The sequence below is a fragment of the Sphingomonas aurea genome (assembly GCF_030678875.1).
Lineage (GTDB): Bacteria > Pseudomonadota > Alphaproteobacteria > Sphingomonadales > Sphingomonadaceae > Sphingomonas > Sphingomonas aurea.
This window is the reverse complement of the sequence record NZ_JAUUDS010000006.1, coordinates 116,778-139,669: the sequence shown is the minus strand read 5'-3', so window position 1 is coordinate 139,669 and position 22,892 is coordinate 116,778. Positions and strand designations below refer to the sequence as shown.

17 protein-coding genes are annotated in these 22,892 nt (G+C 67.6%); 6 read left to right on the top strand and 11 right to left on the bottom strand.

The genetic code is table 11. The features are described 5' to 3' along the window. Window positions 1-49 precede the first annotated feature (49 nt). The 5 genes from Q5H91_RS12210 to Q5H91_RS12190 all read right to left on the bottom strand — a co-directional run bounded on the left by Q5H91_RS12210 (window position 50) and on the right by Q5H91_RS12190 (window position 8,613). Window positions 50-2,149 carry a RelA/SpoT family protein gene (locus Q5H91_RS12210; RefSeq protein ID WP_305173683.1) on the bottom strand — a complete coding sequence of 700 codons (2,100 nt, stop codon included), beginning with the start codon at window positions 2,147-2,149 and terminating at the stop codon, window positions 50-52. 63 nt (window positions 2,150-2,212) lie between these two features. After that, a complete protein-coding gene (locus Q5H91_RS12205; RefSeq protein ID WP_305173682.1) occupies window positions 2,213-3,331 on the bottom strand; it encodes a TonB family protein in 1,119 nt (372 codons plus the stop codon). Between the two features lie 206 nt (window positions 3,332-3,537). After that, window positions 3,538-4,314 (bottom strand): sulfite exporter TauE/SafE family protein, encoded by a 777-nt coding sequence (locus tag Q5H91_RS12200; protein WP_305173681.1) that lies wholly within the window; start codon window positions 4,312-4,314, stop codon window positions 3,538-3,540. Between the two features lie 168 nt (window positions 4,315-4,482). Next, complete coding sequence (locus Q5H91_RS12195) at window positions 4,483-5,691, bottom strand: LL-diaminopimelate aminotransferase (protein WP_305173680.1); 1,209 nt, start codon at window positions 5,689-5,691, stop codon at window positions 4,483-4,485. 156 nt (window positions 5,692-5,847) lie between these two features. Beyond that, window positions 5,848-8,613, bottom strand: a complete 2,766-nt coding sequence (locus Q5H91_RS12190) for a TonB-dependent receptor (RefSeq protein WP_305173679.1) — start codon at window positions 8,611-8,613, stop codon at window positions 5,848-5,850. A gap of 255 nt (window positions 8,614-8,868) precedes the next feature. Here Q5H91_RS12190 and Q5H91_RS12185 point away from each other — a divergent pair, with 255 nt between their 5' ends. The 5 genes from Q5H91_RS12185 to Q5H91_RS12165 all read left to right on the top strand — a co-directional run bounded on the left by Q5H91_RS12185 (window position 8,869) and on the right by Q5H91_RS12165 (window position 15,282). Then, complete coding sequence (locus Q5H91_RS12185) at window positions 8,869-10,617, top strand: PHA/PHB synthase family protein (RefSeq protein WP_305173678.1); 1,749 nt, start codon at window positions 8,869-8,871, stop codon at window positions 10,615-10,617. An 84-nt stretch (window positions 10,618-10,701) separates the two neighbouring features. After that, a complete protein-coding gene (locus Q5H91_RS12180; RefSeq protein WP_305173677.1) occupies window positions 10,702-11,643 on the top strand; it encodes a phasin family protein in 942 nt (313 codons plus the stop codon). Window positions 11,644-11,869: 226 nt separating this feature from the next. Next, window positions 11,870-12,208 carry an ATP-dependent Clp protease adapter ClpS gene (gene clpS / locus Q5H91_RS12175; protein WP_305173768.1) on the top strand — a complete coding sequence of 113 codons (339 nt, stop codon included), beginning with the start codon at window positions 11,870-11,872 and terminating at the stop codon, window positions 12,206-12,208. A 117-nt stretch (window positions 12,209-12,325) separates the two neighbouring features. Beyond that, on the top strand, window positions 12,326-13,609 hold the full coding sequence (gene murA, locus Q5H91_RS12170; RefSeq protein WP_305173676.1) for a UDP-N-acetylglucosamine 1-carboxyvinyltransferase: 1,284 nt from the start codon (window positions 12,326-12,328) through the stop codon (window positions 13,607-13,609). After that, window positions 13,609-15,282 (top strand): bifunctional metallophosphatase/5'-nucleotidase, encoded by a 1,674-nt coding sequence (locus Q5H91_RS12165; RefSeq protein WP_305173675.1) that lies wholly within the window; start codon window positions 13,609-13,611, stop codon window positions 15,280-15,282. The genes murA and Q5H91_RS12165 overlap by 1 nt, the downstream gene beginning before the upstream one ends. A gap of 127 nt (window positions 15,283-15,409) precedes the next feature. Here the strand turns inward: Q5H91_RS12165 and Q5H91_RS12160 are convergent, their stop codons facing one another. The 6 genes from Q5H91_RS12160 to lgt all read right to left on the bottom strand — a co-directional run bounded on the left by Q5H91_RS12160 (window position 15,410) and on the right by lgt (window position 20,563). Continuing rightward, complete coding sequence (locus tag Q5H91_RS12160) at window positions 15,410-15,925, bottom strand: phosphoribosyltransferase (RefSeq protein ID WP_305173674.1); 516 nt, start codon at window positions 15,923-15,925, stop codon at window positions 15,410-15,412. Then, on the bottom strand, window positions 15,925-17,235 hold the full coding sequence (locus Q5H91_RS12155; RefSeq protein ID WP_305173673.1) for a cystathionine gamma-synthase family protein: 1,311 nt from the start codon (window positions 17,233-17,235) through the stop codon (window positions 15,925-15,927). Before Q5H91_RS12155 ends, Q5H91_RS12160 begins: the two co-directional genes overlap by 1 nt. A 64-nt stretch (window positions 17,236-17,299) precedes the next feature. Beyond that, a complete protein-coding gene (gene pgeF / locus Q5H91_RS12150) occupies window positions 17,300-18,079 on the bottom strand; it encodes a peptidoglycan editing factor PgeF (protein ID WP_305173672.1) in 780 nt (259 codons plus the stop codon). Further along, window positions 18,076-18,597: a GNAT family N-acetyltransferase gene (locus tag Q5H91_RS12145; RefSeq protein ID WP_305173671.1), complete on the bottom strand. Its 522-nt coding sequence runs from the start codon at window positions 18,595-18,597 to the stop codon at window positions 18,076-18,078. The genes pgeF and Q5H91_RS12145 overlap by 4 nt, the downstream gene beginning before the upstream one ends. Next, window positions 18,594-19,658: a class I SAM-dependent methyltransferase gene (locus Q5H91_RS12140; RefSeq protein ID WP_305173670.1), complete on the bottom strand. Its 1,065-nt coding sequence runs from the start codon at window positions 19,656-19,658 to the stop codon at window positions 18,594-18,596. The genes Q5H91_RS12145 and Q5H91_RS12140 overlap by 4 nt, the downstream gene beginning before the upstream one ends. 26 nt (window positions 19,659-19,684) lie before the next feature. After that, window positions 19,685-20,563 (bottom strand): prolipoprotein diacylglyceryl transferase, encoded by an 879-nt coding sequence (gene lgt / locus Q5H91_RS12135; protein ID WP_305173669.1) that lies wholly within the window; start codon window positions 20,561-20,563, stop codon window positions 19,685-19,687. 336 nt (window positions 20,564-20,899) lie between these two features. Here lgt and Q5H91_RS12130 point away from each other — a divergent pair, with 336 nt between their 5' ends. Further along, complete coding sequence (locus Q5H91_RS12130; RefSeq protein WP_305173668.1) at window positions 20,900-22,582, top strand: class I adenylate-forming enzyme family protein; 1,683 nt, start codon at window positions 20,900-20,902, stop codon at window positions 22,580-22,582. Window positions 22,583-22,892: the final 310 nt, after the last annotated feature.

Sequence of the window (22,892 nt, the reverse complement as noted above, 5' to 3'; positions counted from 1 at the left end):
CCGCCCCACCCCCGGCCCCTCCCCTGAAGGGGAGGGGTGAAGTGAGAGGCTAGACCCGCTCCACCGCATTCACCGCATCCAGCGCGCGCAGCGCCGCGAGCAGGCGCATCAGCTGGTGGACGTCGTGCACCTCGACGTCGATCGTGTTGGTGTGGAAACGGATGTCGCGCGTATCCAGGCGCAGGTTGATGATGTTGGCGCGGTGCTGGCCGATCACGGTCGCCAGTAGGCCGAGCACGCCCGGCTCGTTCTTGACCGTCACCGAGATGCGCGCGACGGCGCCCTCGGTCTCGTCGCCCCACTGGACGTCGACCCAGTCGGTCTCCTCGTCCGACCGGTCGGCCAGTTCGGCCAGGATCACGCAGTCGATCGCGTGGACCTCGATCCCCGCATCCGGCCGGCGCAGGCCGACGATGCGGTCGCCCGGCACCGGGTGGCAGCACTGCGCCAGCTCGTAGGCGACACCGGGCGTCAGCCCCTTGATCGACAAGGCGCTCGACTGCGGAGCGATGGCGGCGATGTCGGCACCGGCCGAGCCGGGCATCAGCGCCTCCATCACCGCCACGTCCGACAGCGTCCGCCTGGCGATTGCGACCATCAGCGCCGCCTCGTCGGGCAGCTTCAGGCGGCGGAGCGCATGGCCGAGCGCGTCGGTGCCCAGCTGCGCGGGCAGGCGGCGGATGATGTCGTCGTACAGCTTGCGGCCGAGCGCGATCTGCTCGCCACGCTCGGTCTGGCGCAGGTGGCGGCGAATCGCGGCCAGCGCCTTGCCGGTCGTCGCCACCCCCAGCCACGCTGCTTGCGGCGTCTGCCCGGCGGAGCGCAGGATCTGCACCTGGTCGCCATTCTCGATCACCGTCGACAGCGGGACGACGCCGCCATTCACCTTGGCGCCGACCGCCTGGTCGCCCAGATCGGTATGGACCGCATAGGCAAAGTCGACCGGCGTCGCGCCCTTGGGCAGCTGGATCAGCTCGCCCTTGGGCGTGAAGGCGAAGATCCGGTCCTGATACATCGCCATGCGGGTATGTTCGAGCAGCTCCTCCGGCGTATCGGCGGTGTCGAGGATTTCGACCAGGTCACGGATCCAGCTGACCTGCGCGTCGGGCTGCGCGCCCTGCTTGTACGACCAGTGGGCCGCCAGGCCAAAATCGGCCTGCGCATGCATCGCGGCGGTGCGGATCTGAATCTCGACCCGGGTCTGCTCAGCGGTGATGATCGTCGTGTGGAGCGAGCGATAGCCGTTGCGCTTGGGGGTCGAGATGTAATCCTTGAACCGCCCCGGCACCATCGGCCAGCGGCGATGGATCAGCCCCAGCGCGCGGTAGCAGTCCTCCTCGGTCGGCACGATCGCGCGGAACGCCATTACGTCGGATAGCTGCTCGAAGCTGATGTGCCGCTCGCTCATCTTGCGGAAGATCGAATAGGGATGCTTCTCGCGCCCCGACACGTCTGCCTCGATGCCGCCACGCGACAGCAGCAGCTTCAGCCCCGACGCGATCCGGGCGATGCGGTCGCCGCCGCCCTGCTTCAGCTGTTCCAGCCGGCGGGTGATCGATTCATACGCCTCCGGCTCGATCTGCTGGAAGGCGAGCGTCTGCATTTCCTTCATGAACTCGTACATGCCGATCCGCTCGGCGAGCGGGGCATAGATATCCATCGTCTCCCGCGCGATCCGCCGCCGTTTCTCGGGCTTGGCGATGTGATGCAGCGTGCGCATGTTGTGGAGGCGATCGGCCAGCTTCACCAGCAGCACGCGAATGTCGTCGGACATGGCGAGCAGGAACTTGCGCAGATTCTCTGCAGCGCGCTCGTTATCGGTCTGTGCCTCGATCTTCGACAATTTGGTGACGCCGTCGACCAGCCGTGCGACATTGGACCCGAAGATCCGCTCGATCTCCTCGGGCGTCGCGACCGTATCCTCGACCGTGTCGTGCAGGATCGCGGTCGCGATCGTCTCGTCGTCGAGGCGCAGGTCGGTCAGGATGCCCGCGACCTCGATCGGGTGGCTGAAATAGGGGTCGCCGGATGCCCGCTTCTGGCTGCCATGCGCGTGCATGGAAAACACATAGGCGCGGTTCAGCAGCGCCTCGTCCGCTTCCGGATCGTAGTCCAGGACCCGATCGACCAGTTCGTATTGCCGCAGCACAGCACGATAGATGCCGGTTCTACCGCCCCTTTGGCAACCATATTGATCCGGTAGGATTAGCGATCAGTCGATCGGCATCTCTGCCGGTCCGGTTTCGGCCGCGCCGCGAGGGGGCATCAGAAAGCGGACCCGCTCGATACAGCCGGATCGTCCCTGGGGTGCGGCGGCCTTTCGGCCCGCGCGGATCACCTGCTCCGCCTGCTGGCCGAACGCCTCGGCCGGTTCGCTGGCGAGGATGCGGAGATTGCCGGGCTCGCCCCAGGGCGCGACGTCGAACGCGACGATCGCCCAGCCCTCGATGCCGCGGCGGCGCCACGGCTCCGGATAGGACAGGCGCGGCGGCGTCGTCCAGGCGCCGCCCTCGTCCGGGCAGGTGGCCCCGGCGGGACGCAGGGTCTCGGGATCGGGTCCTTCGGGCGCGGCCAGCGTCGCCGGCGCGCGCCAATAGGGATAGCGGCAGCCGGTCCGTGCGCCGGCGGTGAAGCGGGACGCGCGGGTCGCCTTGATCCCGGCCGCGTCCAATACCCGGTTGCCGGTGCCGTGGACGGTCCGCACCTCGATCGGCCGCCCCCTGGCATCCAGGTCATAGCCGACCAGCGTCCAGTCCCTCACGCCCGGCGTCGCCGGCAGCGTACCGAATTCCGGCAGCACGCGCACCAGCGGTTGCGGCCGCGGCGGATCGAAGCAGGTGCTGCCCGCCGGGTGCAGTCGGTCCCACCCTGCCTGTGGCAGTGGCCCCGAGTCGGGTGCGACGGTATAGGAGGCGAGGTCCTCGACCGGGGTGGCGTCCATCGGCGTGATGCGCAGCGTGTAGCGGACCTCGCATCCCTGCCGCGGCGCACCGGCGGCAAAGCGCGAGGCGGCGAGCGAGGGTTCGATATCCTGCGCCATGACGGCGGAGATCTGCTCCGCCCGCGCGATCGATACCGGGCGTCCCGCCGCATCGATCGCGAAGCGGACGACGACCGGGGCGGGTGCTGCCGTCATCCCGTTCCAGCCCAGGGCGGTAAGCGGCCGGCGCATCGTCACCGGGTTCGCCACCTCGCCTGCACAGCGGACGGGGCCGGGCAGCCAGGCGATGAGCGGGCGGTCGGCGGGGTTCGTCGTCGTCGGGGGCGCCGGCGGGATCGCTGCGGCGGGGACGGCGATCAGGGTAAGGGCGGCGACGAGCGAGCGAATCATGCCGGCAGCATGGTCGCGGCTCATGACCGCCGCAAGTCGGCGAAGGCCTGTTACAACGTGTTTGAAAATGCGCTGAAAGCCCATTTCGCGGTGCCGGCCCGCTCCCCCACCCGACCTCCCATCAAGGATACGCTATGGGAGGTCGGGTGGGGGAGTGGGCCGGCACCGCCCGAAATCGGCTCTTCCGCCGATTCCCAGACAGCCTGTTACAGCAACAGCTTGACGCCGACGATCGCCAGCACGATCGCCAGGATCGGACGCAGCACGCCCTCGCGGATCGCGCCCGCCAGCAGGCTGCCGACGACGATGCCGGGGATCGACCCGATCAGCAGCGAGCCGAGCAGCCCCAAGTCGACCGAGCCGAGCAGCCAGTGCCCCGCCCCTGCCAGCAAGGTGAGCGGCACCGCATGGGCGATATCGGCGCCCACCAGGCTCTTCAGCGGATGGCGGGGATAAAGGACGAGCAGCGCCGTCATCCCCAGCGCGCCCGCTCCGACCGAGGTCAGCGACACCATCACGCCCAGCACCGCGCCGAGCAGCACCGTCAGCCACACCGGCTGGTGCGCCTCGCTCTCGCCCAGCCGTGGGGTCAGGGCGGCGACGATGCGGTGGCGCAGCAGCGTCGCGATCGCCGAGGCGATCAGCACCAGCCCGAGCAGCGTCGCGAGCAGATGCTCCATCGCCGGACTATGCTCGCTAGTCCGGCCGAGCAGCAGCAGCGTGACGATCGTCGCCGGCACGCTTCCCATCGCCAGCCGTCGCACGATCCGCCAGTCGAGCGTCCCGCGCCAGCCATGGACGGTGGTGCCCACCGTCTTGGTCGCGGCGGCGTAGAGCAGGTCGGTGCCGACCGCGGTCGCCGGGTGGAAGCCGAAGGCGAGCACCAGGATCGGCGTCATCAGCGACCCGCCGCCGACCCCGGTCAGCCCGACGAGCACGCCGACGAACACGCCGGCCAGCGAGTAAAGGGGTTCGATCGTCATTGCGCGTGGCGTCCGATGTCGCGCCCTCGTGCCGGTGTCCGTCTGATCGTCATGCCGGGCTCGTACCGGCATGACGAAGCGGGTTTCGCGAAGCTCCCGCTTTCGCAGGAGCACGGAAGTGCGGCGAACGTGGCATCATGCGGCGACCAGCCGAAACCGCAAGCGCGCTCAACCGACCTTCTGACCCGGCGTATTCACGCCCATCGACTGGAGATAGCGCTTCACGTTGCGCGCCGCCTGGCGCAGCCGCTGCTCATTCTCCACCAACGCGATGCGCACGTAGCCCTCTCCGTTCTCGCCGTAGCCCACCCCTGGCGCAACGGCGACCTTCGCGCTTGTCAGCAATTGTTTGCTGAACTCAAGGCTGCCTAGATGCGCGACGGCCGGGGGCAGGGGAGCCCAGGCGAACATCGAGGCGCGGGGTGCCGGAATGTCCCAGCCCGCCCGCGCGAAACTCTCGACCAGCACGTCGCGGCGCTTGTGATAGAGCAGGCGGTTCTTCTCGACGATGTCCTGCGGCCCGTTCAGCGCCGCGCACGCCGCCGCCTGGATTGGGGTGAAGGCGCCGTAATCGAGATACGACTTCACCCGCGTCATCGCCGCGATCAGCTTCCTGTTGCCGACCGCGAAGCCGATCCGCCAGCCGGCCATCGAATAGGTCTTGGACAGGCTGGTGAACTCGACCGCGACGTCCTTGGCGCCCTTGACCTGCAGGATCGAGACGGTGGGGTTGCCGTCGTAATACAGTTCCGAATAGGCTAGGTCGCTGATGATCCAGACCTGGTTTTCCTTCGCCCAGGCGACCAGCCGCTCGTAGAACGCCAGGTCGACCGTCTCCGCGGTCGGGTTGGACGGGTAATTGACCACCAGCACCGACGGGCGCGGGATGGTGAACTCCATCGCGCGTTCCAGGCTCTCGAAATAATGGTCGTCGGGCGTGGTCGGCACCGCGCGGATCGTCGCGCCGGCGATGATGAAGCCGAAGGTATGGATCGGATAGGACGGGTTGGGCGCCAGTACCACGTCGCCGGGCGCGGTGATCGCGGTCGCCAGGCTGGCCAGCCCCTCCTTCGATCCCATGGTCACCACGACCTCGTTCTCGGGATCGAGCTCGACCCCGAAGCGACGGCCGTAATAGTTGGCCTGCGCACGCCGCAGCCCGGGGATGCCCTTGGACTGCGAATAACCATGCGCGTCGGGCTTCCGCGTCACCTCGATCAGCTTGTCGAGGACGTGGTCCGGCGGCGGCAGGTCGGGATTGCCCATGCCAAGGTCGATGATATCCTCACCCCCCGCCCGCGCCGCCGCCCGCATCCCGTTGACCTCGGCGATGACATAGGGGGGCAGACGCTTGATGCGGTAGAACTCGTCGGACATGGGGCACCTTGTGATTGAAAGGTGCGGCAAGCCTTACGCCGCGCTCGTTCGCGAGGCCACCCCGCGGCGACGGCTCTGTGTACCTGTCTGTAGCTTTCGCCTTTCGTCGCCCGTGGGAGCGGCCAGCCCTTGACGAGCCGGCCGCTCCGGTGACGATCAGTAGCGGAAGCGGGCGCTCAGCTGCACGGTGCGCGGCTGGAGGCGCCCGCCCTGTGGCAGCAGCTTGTCGATGCCGTAATAGACCTTGTCGTTGTTGCGGAGCAGGTTGGTGCCCTCCAACGAGAAGGTAATGAACTTTACGGGCGTGTAGTTGATCGCCGCATCCAGTCGCGATGTCGACTGGGTGAAGCTGGAATAGATCGGGTTCCGATAGTTCACGTCGTTGCGGAAACGCGAGCGATAATTGTAGCTCACTCGGGTGCTGAACGACGGAGTCTCGTAGAACAGCGTTGCATTGCCGGTATATTTGGACAGCCCGGTTACGTCGTTCGCGCCGGGAACGTCATTGTCTTCTTCATCCGCATAGGGGTATTTCTGCGTTGCAGTCGGGATCCAGGTGCCGTTCAGGCCGATGCCGAAGTTGCGCAGCACGCCGGGCAGGAAGCGGAAGAAGGTCTGCAGGTTGGCCTCGACGCCGACATTCTTGCCCTTGCCTGCATTGTAGAGCGACGAAATGAAGCCGTCTTCGTTGATGCCGTAGGCAGCAAGATTGGCCGGCCGGTCGTAATAGAAGAGAAGGCCGTCCTGATTGTTGATGAAGCCGGCCAATGAGATAACACCGTCTGGCAAGTAGTATTCCAGGCTGGCGTCATACTTGATTGCCGTGCTCGGCTTGATCTTCGGATTGCCCGTATAGACGTAGGTCGGGATACGGAACTGATCGATGATAGCCGATGGGCGAAGATTATAGAAATCTGCGCGTTGGATGTTCGTTGTCCGCGAGAGGCGCAGCTGGAACTTATTGGTAAAGTGAATGGTGGCAGTCAGGGTCGGCAGGATGTCGACGTAATTGGCGCGACCCCTTCCGGCCGAAATCGTCGGATTATCGGTTAAAGGTCCATAAGCGAAGTTGGTGCTGCTCGCCGAGCCGAAGGTGTTGATGACGCGCGCGCCGATCTGACCGTCGACCGGAAAGCCGAGCTTGAACCCGTAATCGACAAGGCCATAGAAGGCGAAGCTGTTCTCCGAGGCGCGGTACACCTGCCCGCGATCACTCGGCGGCTCATCTGTCGACCAAAGCGCGGCGTTAGCTGGATCGTTCGCCACGATATACTGGCGGTTTGCCGTGACATTCGCGATCAGGACGCGGCCGGGAATGTGAACCCAGGACAGTGCCTCTGCACCGGGAACAAGCGCCGATACCGGCCCCGCCGCGTCGGCCCCCGGGAAGGCGGATAGCGGCGTTCCGACGCGAGTGGTCACGCCGTTCACCACGACCGATTGACGCGGATAACCGTCGCGGTAGCCATAGCTGTTGCTCGGAAGGCGATCCATAAAACGCACGCCGGTTTTGAACCGGCGGAGCAGGCCGGAGTCGCTCAACGCCAACTCGATATCGAGCTGCGAAGAGAACTCCTTGTTCTTGCTCGCGTAGCGACGATCCTGATAGCGATCGACGATATAGTTGTTGATGTTGGTCAGGTCGACGCCCGGAAAGGTGATGAACGGCCCCCCGCCTGCGAAGCGGTCCGAGACGAGATCGACGGTCGCGGTAGTGGCGCCCGGGACGATCGGCAGCAATTCGACGTTGAATGCGTCGTTCTTGCTCCAGCTATACTGAGCAGAGGCATGTACGGTGGCGATGCCGCTGCGCCAGGTCGTCTCGAAATTGGTGCTGTAGAAGTCCGAGTTGGAGTCATAGGCTTGCGACGTAAAGCCGGCCGGGGGTCGTTGCCCCGCGGCGCGCGGCCCAACGGTCGCGGAAACCAGGGTCTTGCCGTCCGGCAGCGTCGTGATGTTCGACAGTACACCCTCGCGAATCGCCAGATACAGGCCATCATATTGGTTGTTGTTCTGCGAATTGATGTAGCTGCCCTCGAGTACGAATTCGAGGTTGTCGTTCGGCTTCCACTGCACCGACGCGCTCAGTGCCTTCTTCTTGTTCCGGCCCTGGTCCAGGCCGTAATTGACGCGATAAGGCGATGCGAGGTCCTTGTAGGCGGCAGGCAAGAGACCAAGTGGTGAATTTGCGTCACCTGAGCAGCAGAAATTATCGATGCCCTCCGAACTCACGAAGGTCTCGCGATAATAGTTCTTCTGAAAGGATCCGTTGAGCAGGAAGCCGATCTGGCCGATATTGGTGTCCATCCGCTTCGATACCAGCAGGCTGGCGAACGGGCTGACCTTCTTGGGATTGTCGCTGTACACGCCGCGCACGCTGCCGGCGACCGTCAGGCCCTCCTTCAGGTCAAGCGGACGGCGCAGTTCGATGTTGACGCTGCCACCGACGCCGCCCTCGACCTGATCGGGCGAACGTGTCTTGTACACGTCGATCGCCTTGATGAGCTCGGCGGGAACATCGGCCAGATTGATCGAGCGGCCCTCGCCCTGGTTGGCGTTGTTGCCGTTGACCGTTGTCTGCACGTCAGACAGGCCGCGGATCGTAAGGCCGCTGCCCTCGCCGCGGCTGCGGCTGATCTGGACGCCGGTAACGCGGGCCAATGCCTCGATCACGTTGTTGTCGGGCAACTTGCCGGCGTCTTCGGCGACGACCGAGTCGACGATCTGCTTGGACTTGCGCTTGCGCTCGACCGCTTCCTTGACGCTCTTGCGCAGGCCGACGACGAGGATGTCCTGCTCAGATGTGCTGGTCGCCTCCGCGTCCGCACTGGCGTTGCGTGCGACGGATGACGCCTGCGACGTCTGGGCCTGGGCGGCCGATCCCGCGATCAAGGCCGTCATCGCTCCCGAAGTCAGGAACATGCTCCGTATCATCTCAACCTCCCCACTTAGCCGCTGAATTCTCGTCAGCAATTACGCAGAGTATACCGTATGCTAAAAGGTTGGTGTCAAGTTGGTTTGGTGCCGTTTTGTCTGATTTAATAGAAAATGTCGCTTCGTGATGCGTTTCTGCATCACTATCCGCCCACGTCCGTTCTGATGGCCGTAACGGGCCCGAATGCCGCTTCCGAAGACCGCACGCGCGGGCTACACGACGCTTTCGACAGGAGAGACGTCATGGCAGCCCCGCGCGACCCGCACTCGCCCGCGACCGATGCGCCTGATCCCGGTACCTCCGGCACCGGCGCCCTGCCGACGCTGGAGGAGATCCAGCACTGGACCTGGGTGGTGGGCCGCGCGCAGCAGATGATGATGGAGCAGGGCCTCGCCGCGCTGCCGACCGTGCCCGGCGTCAACGATCCCGCGACGCTCGGTCGCCTCCACGATTTCTGGAGCGACAGCCTGACGCTGTGGCAGCGCATCCTGACCCCGGGCGACCAGCCGGGCACGCCGGCCGCCCCGGTCGACAAGCGGTTCAAGGGTGATGCCTGGCGCGAGCCGGCGTTCGACCTAGTCCGCCAGAGCTACCTGACCATCGCCGACCATCTGCTGCGCGGCGTCGACGCGGTCGAGGGCGTCGCGCCCAAGCAGAAGGAGCAGCTGCGCTTCGCCACGCAGGCGTTCGTCGACGCGATGAGCCCGTCCAACTTCGCGCTGACCAACCCCGAGGTGATCGAGCGGACGATCGAGACGCGCGGCGAGAACCTGCTGAAGGGGCTCCAGCACATGATGGCCGATATCGGTCGCGGCCAGCTGACCCATACCGACGGCACCGCGTTCGAAGTCGGGCGCAACCTGGCGACCGCGCCGGGACAGGTGGTGAAGCGCACCCCCCTTTACGAACTGATCCAGTACGCCCCGACCACGAAGCAGGTCGCGGGCACGCCGCTGGTCATCTTCCCGCCCTGGATCAACCGCTTCTACATCCTCGACCTGACGCCGGAGAAGAGCTTCATCCGCTGGGCGGTCGACCAAGGGCTGACCGTCTTCATGGTGTCGTGGAAGTCGGCCGATGCCGGCATGAAGGACGTGGCGTGGGACGATTATGTCCGCGCCCAGGTCGATGCGGTCGACACGATCCGCGAACTGCTCGGCATGCCGTCGGTCCATGCCATCGGCTATTGCGTGGCGGGCACGACGCTGGCGGCAACGCTGGCGCTGCTCACCGCGCGCGGGCAGGCGAACAAGGTGGCGAGCGCGACCTTCTTCACCGCGCAGGTCGATTTCGCCGATGCCGGCGACCTGACCCATTTCGTCGACGACGAGCAGCTGAAGATGCTCGCCAACCTCTCGCCGGAGGGGTTTCTGGACGGGCGCTACATGGCCGCGACCTTCAACCTGCTGCGCGGGCGCGACCTGATCTGGAACTATGTCACCAACAACTATCTGCTCGGCAAGGATTATGCGCCGTTCGATCTGCTCCACTGGAACGGCGACACCACCAACCTGCCGTCGAAATGGCACCTGTCCTACCTGACCGACCTCTACCGCGACAATCTGCTGGTGAAGCCGGGCGCGCTCAGCGTCGACGGCACGCCGCTCGACCTCGGCACCGTGACCACGCCCAGCTATGTTCAGGCGGGGCGGGAGGATCATATCGCGCCTGCGGAAAGCGTGTGGAAGCTGACCGATCACTTCGCCGGGCCGCTGCGATTCGTGCTCGCCGGATCGGGGCATATCGCCGGCGTCGTCAATCCGCCGGCCGCCGGAAAATACCAGTATTGGACCAACGAGGATGGGGCAGCATCGCTTGCCGATTTCGTCGCGGGCGCAACCGAGACCAAGGGAAGTTGGTGGCCGGACTGGCGCAAGTGGCTGACATCGCTGGATGATAGCAGCGTCAAAGTGGCCGGCGCGCGGGTGCCGGGTAAGGGTTCGCTGCCCGCGCTGGCGCCCGCGCCCGGCGAATATGTCCGAATACGCTGAGTTATTGCTGCACCGCACAAAATACTTGAATGCGGCCGATTCCTGCTCTATGTTGCGTCGCAGCAGAGTAAGGGAGATGGATGCATGTCCGCATCGGGTAACAAGCGTTCGGGACGCAGGCTGCCGCCCGCCGGGATCGCCGAGATCCCCGGCATCGTTGCGCCGCTCGCCGATCTGACGCCTGCCGTCGAGGAGGCGGCTCCCGCGATCGATCTGCCGACCCCGATCCAGGCTTCGATTCCGCCTGCGCTCGCCGCGACGGTCAAGCCGACGCTGAAGCCGGTGGTGCGCGCCAAGCCCGCGCCCAAGCCGAAGCCAGTCGCAGAGAGCGCCCCGGCTGCGATCGATCCGGCACCAGTCGTCCCGGAACCAGTAGCGGCGGTGGCCGATCAGGTCGTGGAAACGACCCAGCCGGTGATCGAGGCTACGGAGCAGGCGGTCACCGCCGCCACCGACCAGGTCGATCAGGTCGCCGAGCAGACGGTCGCGCAGGTCGAAACCGTCACCGACACCATCACCACTGCCGTTCAGGAGGCGGTCGTCCAGACCGAAGCCGCGGCCGCCCCCACCACCCAACAGGAGAAGACGATCATGGATACCGTTCAGAACGTGACCGAAAAGAGCCAGGCCGCTTTCGCCGAGGCCAATGAGCGCGCCAAGGGTGCGGTCGAGAAGGGCGCGCGTTTCTTCCAGGAGATCACCGAGTTCGGCAAGGGCAATGTCGAGGCCGTCGTCGAGTCGTCGAAGATCGCCGCCAAGGGCTTCGAGTCGATGGGCCAGGACGCCGCGGCGTACATGAAGTCGTCGTTCGAGGAGGCCAGCCAGGCACTCCGCACCCTCGCCACGATCAAGTCGCCGACCGAGCTGCTGAAGTTCCAGGCCGACTATGTCCGCTCGAGCTTCGACGCGCTGGTCGCCCAGACGTCGCGCGGCACCGAGGCTTCGCTGAAGCTGGCCGGTGAGGTCGCGCAGCCGATCTCGAACCGCGTCGCCGTCGCGGCCGAGAAGATCAAAGTCGCCGCGTAAGCGGACCCGCGGGGCGGCCCCGGCCGCCCCGCCAGATTTCCTCACCATCACGTCGGGCTCGTCCCGGCACGATGGTGGAAGGGGACACCATACCGCCTTCCACTCGCATTCCGGGTGGAGGGCGGTGTCGTATCCGCCTCCGGTGGATCAAACTTCACGCCGGGGTCTTGCCCGGCACCCGCCCGATGCCATATTTCGGCGATCCATGCACAAGCGAGCGATCACCATGGCCGAACGCCGCGACGGCGACGGCAGCGACGAGAATGGCGGCACCGGTGCCGGCCTGGCGACCAAGACGCGCACCCGCACCAAACAGCCCACGCCCTACCGCGTGTTGATGCTGAACGACGATTATACCCCGATGGAGTTCGTCGTCCTCTGCCTGCAGCGCTTCTTCCGGATGGACATGGAAGAGGCGACGCGGGTGATGCTCCACGTCCACCAGCGCGGCGTCGGCGTCTGCGGCGTCTTCTCCTACGAGGTTGCCGAGACCAAGGTCGGCCAGGTCACCGACTTCGCCCGCCAGAACCAGCATCCCCTGCAATGCACGCTGGAGAAGGCGTAGGCCCCTAAAGGCTCCTTCTTTTCCCCTTCCTTGTCCAGGGAGGGGAGTCTCCAGGCAGCGATCATCGGCGCCCCGACACGCTTGCGCCCCGCGCGGCAGGCGATAGGGATCGTGGGCATGGATCGCATCATCATCCGCGGCGGTAACCGCCTGTCCGGCCGCCTGCCCATCTCCGGCGCGAAGAACGCCGCGCTCACCCTGATGCCATGTGCGCTGCTGACCGACGAACCCCTGACGCTGCGCAATCTGCCGCGGCTGGCGGACGTCGACGGCTTCGGCCACCTGCTGAACCAGCTCGGTGCCTCGACCCGGATCGAAGGGACCAGCCCGCAGGATTTCGGCCGGGTCATGACGATCCGTGCCGGCAAGCTGACCAGTACCGAGGCGCCCTATGACATCGTCCGCAAGATGCGCGCGTCGATCCTGGTGCTCGGCCCGGTGCTGGCGCGGGCCGGCGAGGCGCGGGTATCGCTGCCCGGCGGCTGCGCGATCGGCAACCGCCCGATCGACCTCCACCTGAAGGCGCTGGAGGCGATCGGCGCCGAGCTGGAGATGGCGGCGGGCTATGTCCGCGCCTCCGCCCCCGGCGGGCGGCTGTCCGGCGGCCGCTATCGCTTTCCGGTCGTGTCGGTCGGCGCGACCGAGAACGTCGTCATGGCCGCCGCGCTGGCCAAGGGTAGCAGCCGCATCGAGAATGCGGCGCGCGAGCCCGAGATCGTCGACCTGTGCCGCTGTCTCGTCGCGATGGGTGCGCGGATCGACGGTATCGGCACCGAGACGCTGGAGATCGAGGGCGTCGACCGCCTCCATGGCGCGACCTATGCGGTGATGCCCGATCGGATCGAGGCGGGCAGCTATGCCTGCGCTGCGGCGATTACCGGCGGCGACCTGACCCTGACCGGCGTCGCGGCCGACGACATGGGCGCGACCCTCGCCGCCCTGACCGAGGCGGGCGTGACGGTCGAGCCCAGTAAGGATAGCGTTCGCGTCGCCGCCACCGGGCCGGTCGGGCCGCTGACGCTGACCACCGCGCCCTTCCCGGGCTTTGCCACCGATATGCAGGCGCAGTTCATGGCGATGCTCTGCAAGGCGGACGGCACCAGCGTCCTGACCGAGACGATCTTCGAGAACCGCTACATGCACGTCCCCGAACTGGCGCGGATGGGGGCTGACATCACCGTGTCGGGCCGCACCGCGGTGGTGAAGGGGGTCGACCGGCTGGTCGGCGCACCGGTGATGGCGACCGACCTGCGCGCTTCGATGAGCCTGATCCTGGCGGGGCTGGCGGCAGAGGGCGAGACGCAGGTCAGCCGCGTCTACCATCTCGACCGGGGCTATGAGCGGCTGGAGGAGAAGCTGTCGGCGGTGGGTGCGGATATCGAGCGGATCGGCGACGGCTGATGCGTGCCCTTGGCCTGGCGCTCGCCGTCGCGCTGCTGGCGGGCTGCGCCGCGCGCACGCCGCGCGTGGACGGCGCCGCATCAGGCAAGGGGCCGATCGAGGTCCACGTCCTCGCCTTCAACGACTTCCACGGCAATCTGGAGCCGCCGGGCATCGACATCGACGCAGTGCCCGCCGGCGGCGCGGCGTGGCTGGCGGCGACGATCGGCGGGCTGCGTAAAGAGGCGCGCCACTCGATCACCGTCTCGGCCGGCGACATGACCGGCGCCAGCCCGCTGATGTCCTCGATCTTTCTCGACGAGCCGACCGTCGCGGCGATGAACCTGATCGGTGTCGACCTGAACGCCGCCGGCAACCACGAGTTCGATCGCGGTGCCGAGGAGCTGCTCCGCCTCCAGCGCGGCGGGTGTGCGGCGGTCGCGGTCGGCACCAGCACCGCGAAGCCGTGCACGCTCGAGCCGTTCGCCGGCGCCGGCTTCACCTATCTCGCCGGCAACACCATCACCGCCGCGGGGCAGAGCCTGCTCCCTGCCACCGCCCTGCGCCGCTTCACGGAGGGTGGCCGGACGGTGACGATCGGTTTCATCGGCCTGACCACGCGCACCACCCAGACCCTGGTCAGCCCCGCCGGCATCCCCGGCATCCGCTTCGCCGACGAGGCCGACATCGCCAATGCGGAGGCCGCGAAGCTGAAGGCTGCCGGCGCCGACGCGATCGTGGTGCTGATCCACGAGGGCGGCGCGCAGGAGGCGGGGCCGAACGACTGCCGCGGGCTGTCGGGGGCGATCCGCCCGATCCTCGACCGGCTCGACCCCCGCGTCGACCTGATCGTCTCGGGCCACACCCATCGCTCGTACATCTGTGACTATGCCGCCTACGCGCCGGGCAAGCCGTTCCTCCTGACCAGTGCCGGCAAGTACGGCACGCTGGTGACCGACGCGGTGCTGGCGATCGACCCCGCTACCCACCGCGTCGTCGCCAAGAGCGCGCGCAACGTCACGGTCCGCAACCAGGGGGTCGTCGGCGAGCCGCGCGTGGCGAAGCTCGTTGCCCGTTACGCCGCCGCCTCCGCGCCCCTCGCCGCCCGCCCCTCCGGGCGCCTGACCGAGTCGTTGCCCCGCCCCAAGGAGGGCGCCGGCATGACCGAAACCCGCTTCGGCAACCTGATCGCCGACGCCGAACTCGCCGCGGGCAAGGGGCAGGGCGCGCAGGTCGCGTTCATGAACCCCTTCGGCATCCGCGGCGCGCTGACCCCCAAGGCAGATGGATCGGTGACGTACGGCGACCTCTACGCGGTCCAGCCGTTCGGCAATACGCTGACCGTACGCGCCTATACCGGTGCGGAGCTGCGCGCGGTGCTGGAGCAGCAGCTCGACCGCAAGATCCTGCTCAGCGTCGCGGGCATGACCTATGCCTATGACGCCGCGAAGCCGGCGGGGTCGCGAATCACCGACGCGAAGGTCGGCACCGCTCCGCTCGACGATCGCGCCACCTACCGCGTGGTGCTGAGCGATTTCCTGGCGTTCGGCGGCGACGGGTTCTCGAGCCTGACCGTGGGCCGCTACGTGTCGGGCGGTCCGGTCGATGTGGAGGCGATGGCTACGTACCTCTCCGCCGGCCCGCCGGTCACCCCGCCGCCGGTCGGCCGGATCCGGGTGATGACTCGCCCCTAACCTGACGTCATCCCTGCGCAGGCGGGGATCCATAACCGCTGACGCAGCGCCTTTTGCCCAAAGGTCAGCGCGTCTGGATCCCCGCCTGCGCGGGGATGACGATTGTGAGATCGCGGATGACAGCAGGTCACCCGATCCGCTCGGGCACCTCCGCCGCATCCGCCTCGACCGAGGCTGCCGGCGCCACCGCCTCCCATGGGAAGACGAACCAGTCCTTGACCTCGCGCCGGTCGATCGTGCGGTGGCGATATTCCACCCGCTCGGCCGACGACACATTGTCGATCAGCGTCGCGAACCGCACCGCGCCGGCTACGCTACCCGCCGCCGTCAGCGCGGTGCGCAGGTGGGTGATCGTCCGCCCCGAATCGTTGATGTCGTCGAGGAACAGCAGCCGCTCGCCCCCGCGCGTGCGCAGCGCCAGCCGGACCAGCGCGTCGTCGGCGAAGTCCTTCACCTGACTGCTGTGATCGACCGACAGCATCGGCAGACCCGTGGCATGGCTCAGGAACACCGCCGGCACCAGTCCGCCGCGTCCCACTCCGATGATGAAGTCGGGCCGCCACGCGTCCGCGGCCAGCTGTGCCGCCAGGTCCAGCACCGCCGCGACGAACGCCTCCTGCGGTATATCGGTGAACACCGGCATCAGATCGCGCCCAGCGCCTGGTCGAAATCGGCGATCAGGTCGTCGGCATCCTCGACCCCGATCGAGATGCGTACCAGATTGTCGGTGATCCCCAGCGCCGCCTTGCGCGCGTCGGGCACCGACAGGTGGGTCATCGCCGCCGGGTGGCTGGCCAGCGTCTCGGTGCCGCCCAGCGAAACCGCCAGCTTGGCGATGCGCAGCGCATCGAGGAAGCGGAACGCCTCCGCCTCGCCGCCCTTCACCAGTAGCGAGAAGGTCGATCCCGCGCCCGTGCAGTGGCGGGCATAGATGTCCTGCTGGCGCGCATCCTCGATAAAGCCCAGATAGCCCATCCGCTCCACCTTGGGATGCTGGCGCAGGAAGGCGCAGACCTTGGCCGCGTTCTCGCCGGCGCGGCTCATCCGCAGCTCCAGCGTCTCCAGCGAGCGGAGCAGCATCCAGGCGGTATTGGGGTCGCAGATCGTGCCAATCGTGTTGCGCATCGCCCGGATCGTGTCGATCTGCGCCTTGTTGCCCAGCACCCCGCCCGCGACCAGGTCGCTGTGCCCGCCGGCATATTTGGTCAGCGAGTAGACGACGATGTCCGCCCCGTGGCGCAGCGGCTGCTGCCACAGCGGCCCCAGAAAGGTGTTGTCGATCGCGATCGGCGGCTTTTCCGGTCGGTCGGCGAAGATCGCGTCGCGGCTCGCCGCCACCGCCTCGATATCGACCAGCGCGTTGGTCGGGTTGGCGGGCGATTCGAGATAGATCAGCGCGACATGGCCGGTCGCGGCCTCTTCCAGCACCCGGTCGATCTCTTCGCGCGTCGCACCCGCCGGAAAGTCGAGCCACTTCACCCCGAACTTGCCCAGGATGCGCGCGATCAGCGTCTCGGTCGCGGCATAGAGCGGGCCGGAGTGGACGATCGTGTCGCCGGGCTTCACCATCGATAGGAACAAAGTCGCGATCGCCGACATGCCGCTGGAAAAGGCGAGCGCGTCCTCCGCCTCTTCCCATATGCCCAGCCGGTCCTCGAGGATCTCCTGGTTCGGCCCGTTGAAGCGCGAATAGACCAGTCCCTCGGCCCCGCCCGGCCGCTTGCCGGTGACGCCCTCGAAATGGCGCTTGCCCGCCGCGGCGTTCGGGAAGACGAAGGTCGAGGTCAGAAAGATTGGCGGCTTCAGCGACCCTTCCGACAGCGACGGGTCGAAGCCGTGGCCCATCATCATCGTCGATGGTTTCAGCTTGCGGCCGGCGATGGTGTGCGGCTCGTCACGCGGGACGGAGGGGGCGGGCGCGCCGCTCAGATCGGCTTCGGTTTCGTCGGCCATGGGCTGTCTCCTTGATACCGGACCTAACGCATTAGCCGGCCAACAGGAAACGGCGACCGGTCGTTCAGGAAAGGCCGATCAGCGATATCTGCCGCCCATAGTCCGCCTCGCCCCGGTGCGTCGCCCGGCGATAGCTGTAGAAGCGGTCGGCATCGGCATAGGTGTCCAGCCCCAGCGTCGCGATGCGCCCGATCCCGGCGGCAGCCAGCCGATGCGCGACATAGGCTTCGAGATCGAAGCGGTGATGTCCCTGCCGCCCCGACGCGAAAAACCGCTCGTTCGCGGCATCCTCTGCGGTGAAGCGCAGTGCGAAGGCGTCGTCGACCTCGTAGCTGCGTCGCGCGATGCACGGGCCGACCGCCGCGACGATCCGCTCGCGCCGCGCGCCCAGCGCCTCCATCTTCGCGACGGTCGCGTCGGTGACCCCGGCGATCGCGCCTTTCCACCCGGCATGGGCGGCGCCGATTACCTGCGCTTCCGGGTCGGCGAACAGCACCGGCGCGCAATCGGCGGTCAGGATGCCGAGCAGGATGCCGGGCCGGTCGGTCACCATCGCGTCGCCGCGCGCGCGGTCGTCGTCGCGCATCGCGGTCAGCACCCGCACCACATCGACCGAGTGGACCTGATAGAGCGTGGCGAGCGACGCGCCGGGCAGTACCGCGTCCACCGCACGGCGGCGATTCTCGGCGAGTTCGGGGCCGATCACATCCTGCCCGCGGCGTCCCAGGTCCAGCCCCGCCGTCACCCCCGTCGACACCCCTCCACGCCGACCGAGAAAGCCGTGCGGAACGTCGCCCAGCAGCGGCGCGCGGATCACCTCGACGCTCACGCCATCGCTGCTCATGCTGTCTGCGGCCTCAGCCCCATGCGCAGCAGGATATCCTCGTCGCGCTGGGTACCGACCATGAAGGCATAGGTGCCGACCTCCTCGAAACCCTGCCGGGCGTAGAAGCGGCGGGCACGGTGGTTGTCGACATAGACCGACAGGAACAATTCGCTCGCCCCCCGCGCCCGTGCGGCGGCGATTGCCCAGTCCATCAGGGTCTGCCCGGCGCCGCTGCCATGATGGTCGGCGAGCACATAAAGCTGGCGCAACTCGGCGGCCTGCCCGCGTCGCCGCACCGGCAGGGCAGGGGGACCCAGCTTGGCAAATGCCACCGCCGCGCCGTCAACCTCGCCCAGGCGCACCGCATAGGCGGGGTCGGCCAGCTGTTGTACCCAGCCGTCCTCGCCCTGCCCGGCAAGGAACATCGCCAGATCCTTGGCTGCGTAGAGGTGCCCGAACGTATCGGTGAAGCAGCGCGCGAACAGCGCCGCCAGCGCCACCCCGTCGCCCGGCCCGGCGTCGCGCCACGCGATCATGTGAATCCCGCCGGCGTCGGCCAGCCCGGCGCGGTGACCGCCAGCGCCTTGAACAGGCTGCCCATGCTGCCGACCAGCCGCTGGCGATCGGCGCTAATCTGTTCGGCGCGGCCGGGGGCGGTGCGGGCGAGCGCGGCGGCGCGCGCGTCTATGCCCAGCTTCACCAGCCACTCGGCCTGTTCGACCGGCCCCCAGACCGTCGCGCCCGCATCCTGTGCTGCGGCGGACAGGATCGTGAAATCGACATGCGCGGTCAGGTCATGCTCGCCCGGCGCCTCGAACGGGTTGGCGAAGCCGTGCGCGCGCACCGCCTGCAGCGTCTCGCCGAGCAGCGGTCCCTCATGCCCGTAATCGACCACCAGCAGCGCGCCGCCCTGCCGCGCGATCCGCGCCGCCAGCTCGCGCATGATCCCGACCGCGGCGGGCGAGATCTCCAGGATCGCGCCCGCCGGCGCCTCGCGCAGCGGTTCCGGGATCACCGCGTCCGGTACCGCCCGGCCGGCGATCGGCAGGAACAGCGTGTCCTGGCACGCGACGAGCCGCTCGTGCCAGCCACCCGCCCCTTCGACAGCATGGCGACGGACCAGCTGGCGGATCGGCAGCGCGTCGAAGAATTCGTTGGCGACAACGATCAGCGGCGCGTCGTTGGGCAGGGTCGCGACCGAGTCGTGAAAGGTCGCACCCGGCACCCGCTCCGCCTGCAGGCCGCGCAGCACCGGGCTGGTCTCGACGAAATGGACGGTCGGGTTCAGCCCCGCCTTGTCCATCGCCCTGAGTGCATCGGCGGCGAGCGTCCCGCGCCCCGGCCCCAGCTCGACCCAGTGGCAGTCCGGCCGCCCGGCCCGGTCCCACAGGTCGGCGCTCCACAGCCCGACCAGCTCGCCGAACATCTGGCTGATCTCGGGCGCGGTCACGAAGTCGCCTCCCGCACCCAGCGGATCGCGCGTGGCATAATACTGCGTGTTGGCAGCCGCCATATATTGCGACAGCGGCATCGGCCCGGCCAGCGCGATGGCCCGCGCCAGCCGCTCGGGCAGCGGACCTTCCACGGCTTCCGTCATGCCGACATGACGAGAACGAGCGGCATCTACGCCACGCTCTCCGTCCCGGCGATCGGCTCCACTCGCACCCGCCGCCTGGCAGAGGTCGCCATCAGGTACAGCCCGCCGGCGATCATCGGCACGCACAGCCACTGGCCCATGTGCAGCCCGGTCGCCTCGGCAAAGGCGCGCAGCTGGCTGTCCGGCTCGCGGAAGAACTCGACGGTGAAGCGGGCGATGCCGTAACCGACCAGGAACAGCCCCACCAGCTTGCCCGGATCGTAGCGCGCCTTCGTGCGCCAGAACGCGAACCACAGCAGCAGGAACAGGAGCACGCCCTCCAGCCCCGCCTCGTACAGCTGGCTGGGGTGGCGCGCCGGGTCGACCAGCGGAAAGGGCACGGTGCGCGGGAAGACGATCGCCCAGGGCACGTTCGCGGGCTTGCCCCACAATTCGCCGTTCACGAAATTGGCCAGCCGGCCGAAGAACAGCCCAAACGGCACCACACAGGCAACATAGTCGTGGATACGCAGCCAGTTTAGCCCGTTCTTGCGTGCGAACAGGATGATTCCGATCGAGGTGCCGATCACCCCGCCGTGGAAGCTCATCCCCCCGTCCCATAGCCGCAGGATCGAGAGCGGGTGCAGGAACATCTCCGGCGCGTAGAAGGTGACGTAGCCGATCCGCCCGCCCAGGATGATGCCCAGCGTCGCGTAGAAGACCAGGTCGTCGGCGTGCCGCCGCGCCATCGGCGCACCGGGCTGGTCGAGCAGGCGCAGCAGGTACCACCAGCCCAGCACGATGCCGGCGATATAGGCCAGGCTGTACCAGCGTAGCGTGAAGACGCCGATCGAGAAGACGTCCGGGTGCAGTCCCAGATCGGTGAAACGGATATGGTCGCCGGCCAGGGCAAGTAGGTGGATCAAGGCTTTCCCCTCGTCATCGGCGCCTGCATAGTGGCTTAGGGTCCAAACTCAATCAGGACAACGTCGTGACGGAGCCGATGCGGGCGACAGGCAAGGAGCAAGGAGGGAGCGATGCTCAAGCATCGTGACCGACGCGCGACGTCGCATGTCACCCGCATCGGCCCGCCGCAAAGCGGTCGTTCCAAAGCGACTGGCTGGCGGCGTCAGGCCGCTTGCGCGTAGCACCGCTACGCGTCTGCACGACCTTCCTTGCCAGCCAGTCGCTTTGGAACGATCACGGCGCTGTCCTGATTGAGTTTGGACCCTCGACAATGATAAGACCAAGCGGAGAGACGGATGCGGACGGAACTCGATCGCCGGATGGACGATACGATCGCCGGGTTGACGGCGGCCGGCGGGATGCTGGCCACTGGTGGGGTGGAGCGCTGGGGCACGACGCTGCCGATGATCGCCGCCGCGCCACCCTCGCTGCCCGCCTATTTCGCGCATTACTGCACCCAGCATCGTGATCTGGAATTCCTGGTCGCGGGCGAAGAGCGGCTGACCTTCGGCGCCGTCTACACCGCCGCCGACCGGGTAGCGCGCGCGCTGGTCGGGCGCGGGATCGGGCGGGGCGACCGGGTCGGCATCGCCGCGCGCAACTCGCCGTCGTGGATCGTCACCTACATGGCCGTGCTGATGGCGGGCGGCGTCGCGACGCTGCTGAACGGCTGGTGGCAGGCCGAGGAACTCGCCGCCGCCATCGCGGACGTCGACTGCGCGCTGATCGTCGCCGACGGCCCGCGCGCCGCGCGGCTGGCGCAGATCCCCGGTCTGACCACGCCGGTCGTCGCCATCGATGACACGCTGCCGCTCGACCAGGCCACCGCGCCGCTGCTGACCGGGGAGGCCGGCGACCTGCCGCAGGTCGGGCCGGACGATCTGGCGACGATCCTCTTCACCTCGGGCTCGACCGGCCAGTCCAAGGGCGCCCTGTCCGATCACCGCGCGGTGATCGCCGGCACGTTCAGCTTCCTGTCCCAGGCGCTGACCATGCTGACCATCTCGACCCAGGACGGCGTCGCCCCGCCTACGCAGCACGTCACGCTGCTGACCATCCCGCTGTTCCACGTCACCGCCGAGGTGCCGGTGTTCCTGCAGAGCTTCGCGATCGGCCGCCGGCTCGTCATCATCCCGAAATGGGACGCACGCGAGGCGATGCGCCTGATCGAGCGCGAGCGCGTCACCTATTTCATCGGCGTGCCGCTGATGAGCTTCGAGATCCTCAATCATCCGGACCGGGGCGATTACGACCTGTCGAGCGTCAGCGATTTCGGCGCCGGCGGCGCGCCGCGCCCCGTCGAGCATGTCCGCCGGATCGACGCGGAAATGGGCGGCCCGGCGCCGCTGATCGGCTATGGTCTGACCGAGACCAACGCGGTCGGCACCGGCAACTGGCGCAGCAACTACATCGCCAAGCCCGATTCCTGCGGACGCCCGTCGAAGCCGCTGGTCGAGGTCGCGATCCTCGACGATGCCGGCACCCATTTGGCGCAGGGCCAGCGCGGCGAGATCGGCATCCGCTCGATCGCCAATTTCCGCGGTTACTGGAACCGGCCGGCGGCGACCGAGGCGGCGTTTACCGCCGACGGCTTCTTCCGCTCCGGCGACATCGGTTACCTGGACGCGGACGGCTATCTCTTCATCGTCGACCGCAAGAAGGACATCATCATCCGCGGCGGCGAGAATATCAGCTGCCAGGAGGTCGAGGCCGCGCTCTACACCCATCCTGCGGTCAAGGAGGCCGCCGTCTTCGGCCTCGCCGACGAGCGGCTGGGCGAGGTTCCCGTCGCGGTCGTCCACCTCGACGCCGATGTGGGCGAAGAGGCGTTGCGCACCTACCTCGCCGATCACATCGCCGCCTTCAAGGTCCCGACCCGCATCTGGATCGCCGACGCGCCCCTGCCGCGGCTGGGCACCGAGAAGATCGACAAGGTCGGCCTGAAGGCGGCCTATCGTGCCTTGGCCGTGGCGGCCTGACCATCGTCGTCACCCGTCTCCCGCCCCCTTGGTCATCCCCGCGCAGGCGGGGAGCCAGACTCATTCCGCTGGAGACACGGTGCGGGTGATGAGTCATCCCCGCGCAGGCGGGGAGCCAGAACCGCTGACGCCCGAGGCTGGAGCCGCAACGTCGTCGCGTCGGGATGACCGGCTTTGGTTCACGCGGAGACTGTCTCGTGCGCGGCAGCGCACCCTCTTCGATCGCCGGCCGGTGATGGAGGGCCGCTGGCGCGGCGAGGCGCGACACCCTCCGCGTCTCCGCGCCTCCGCGCCTCCGGGTGAATCATCT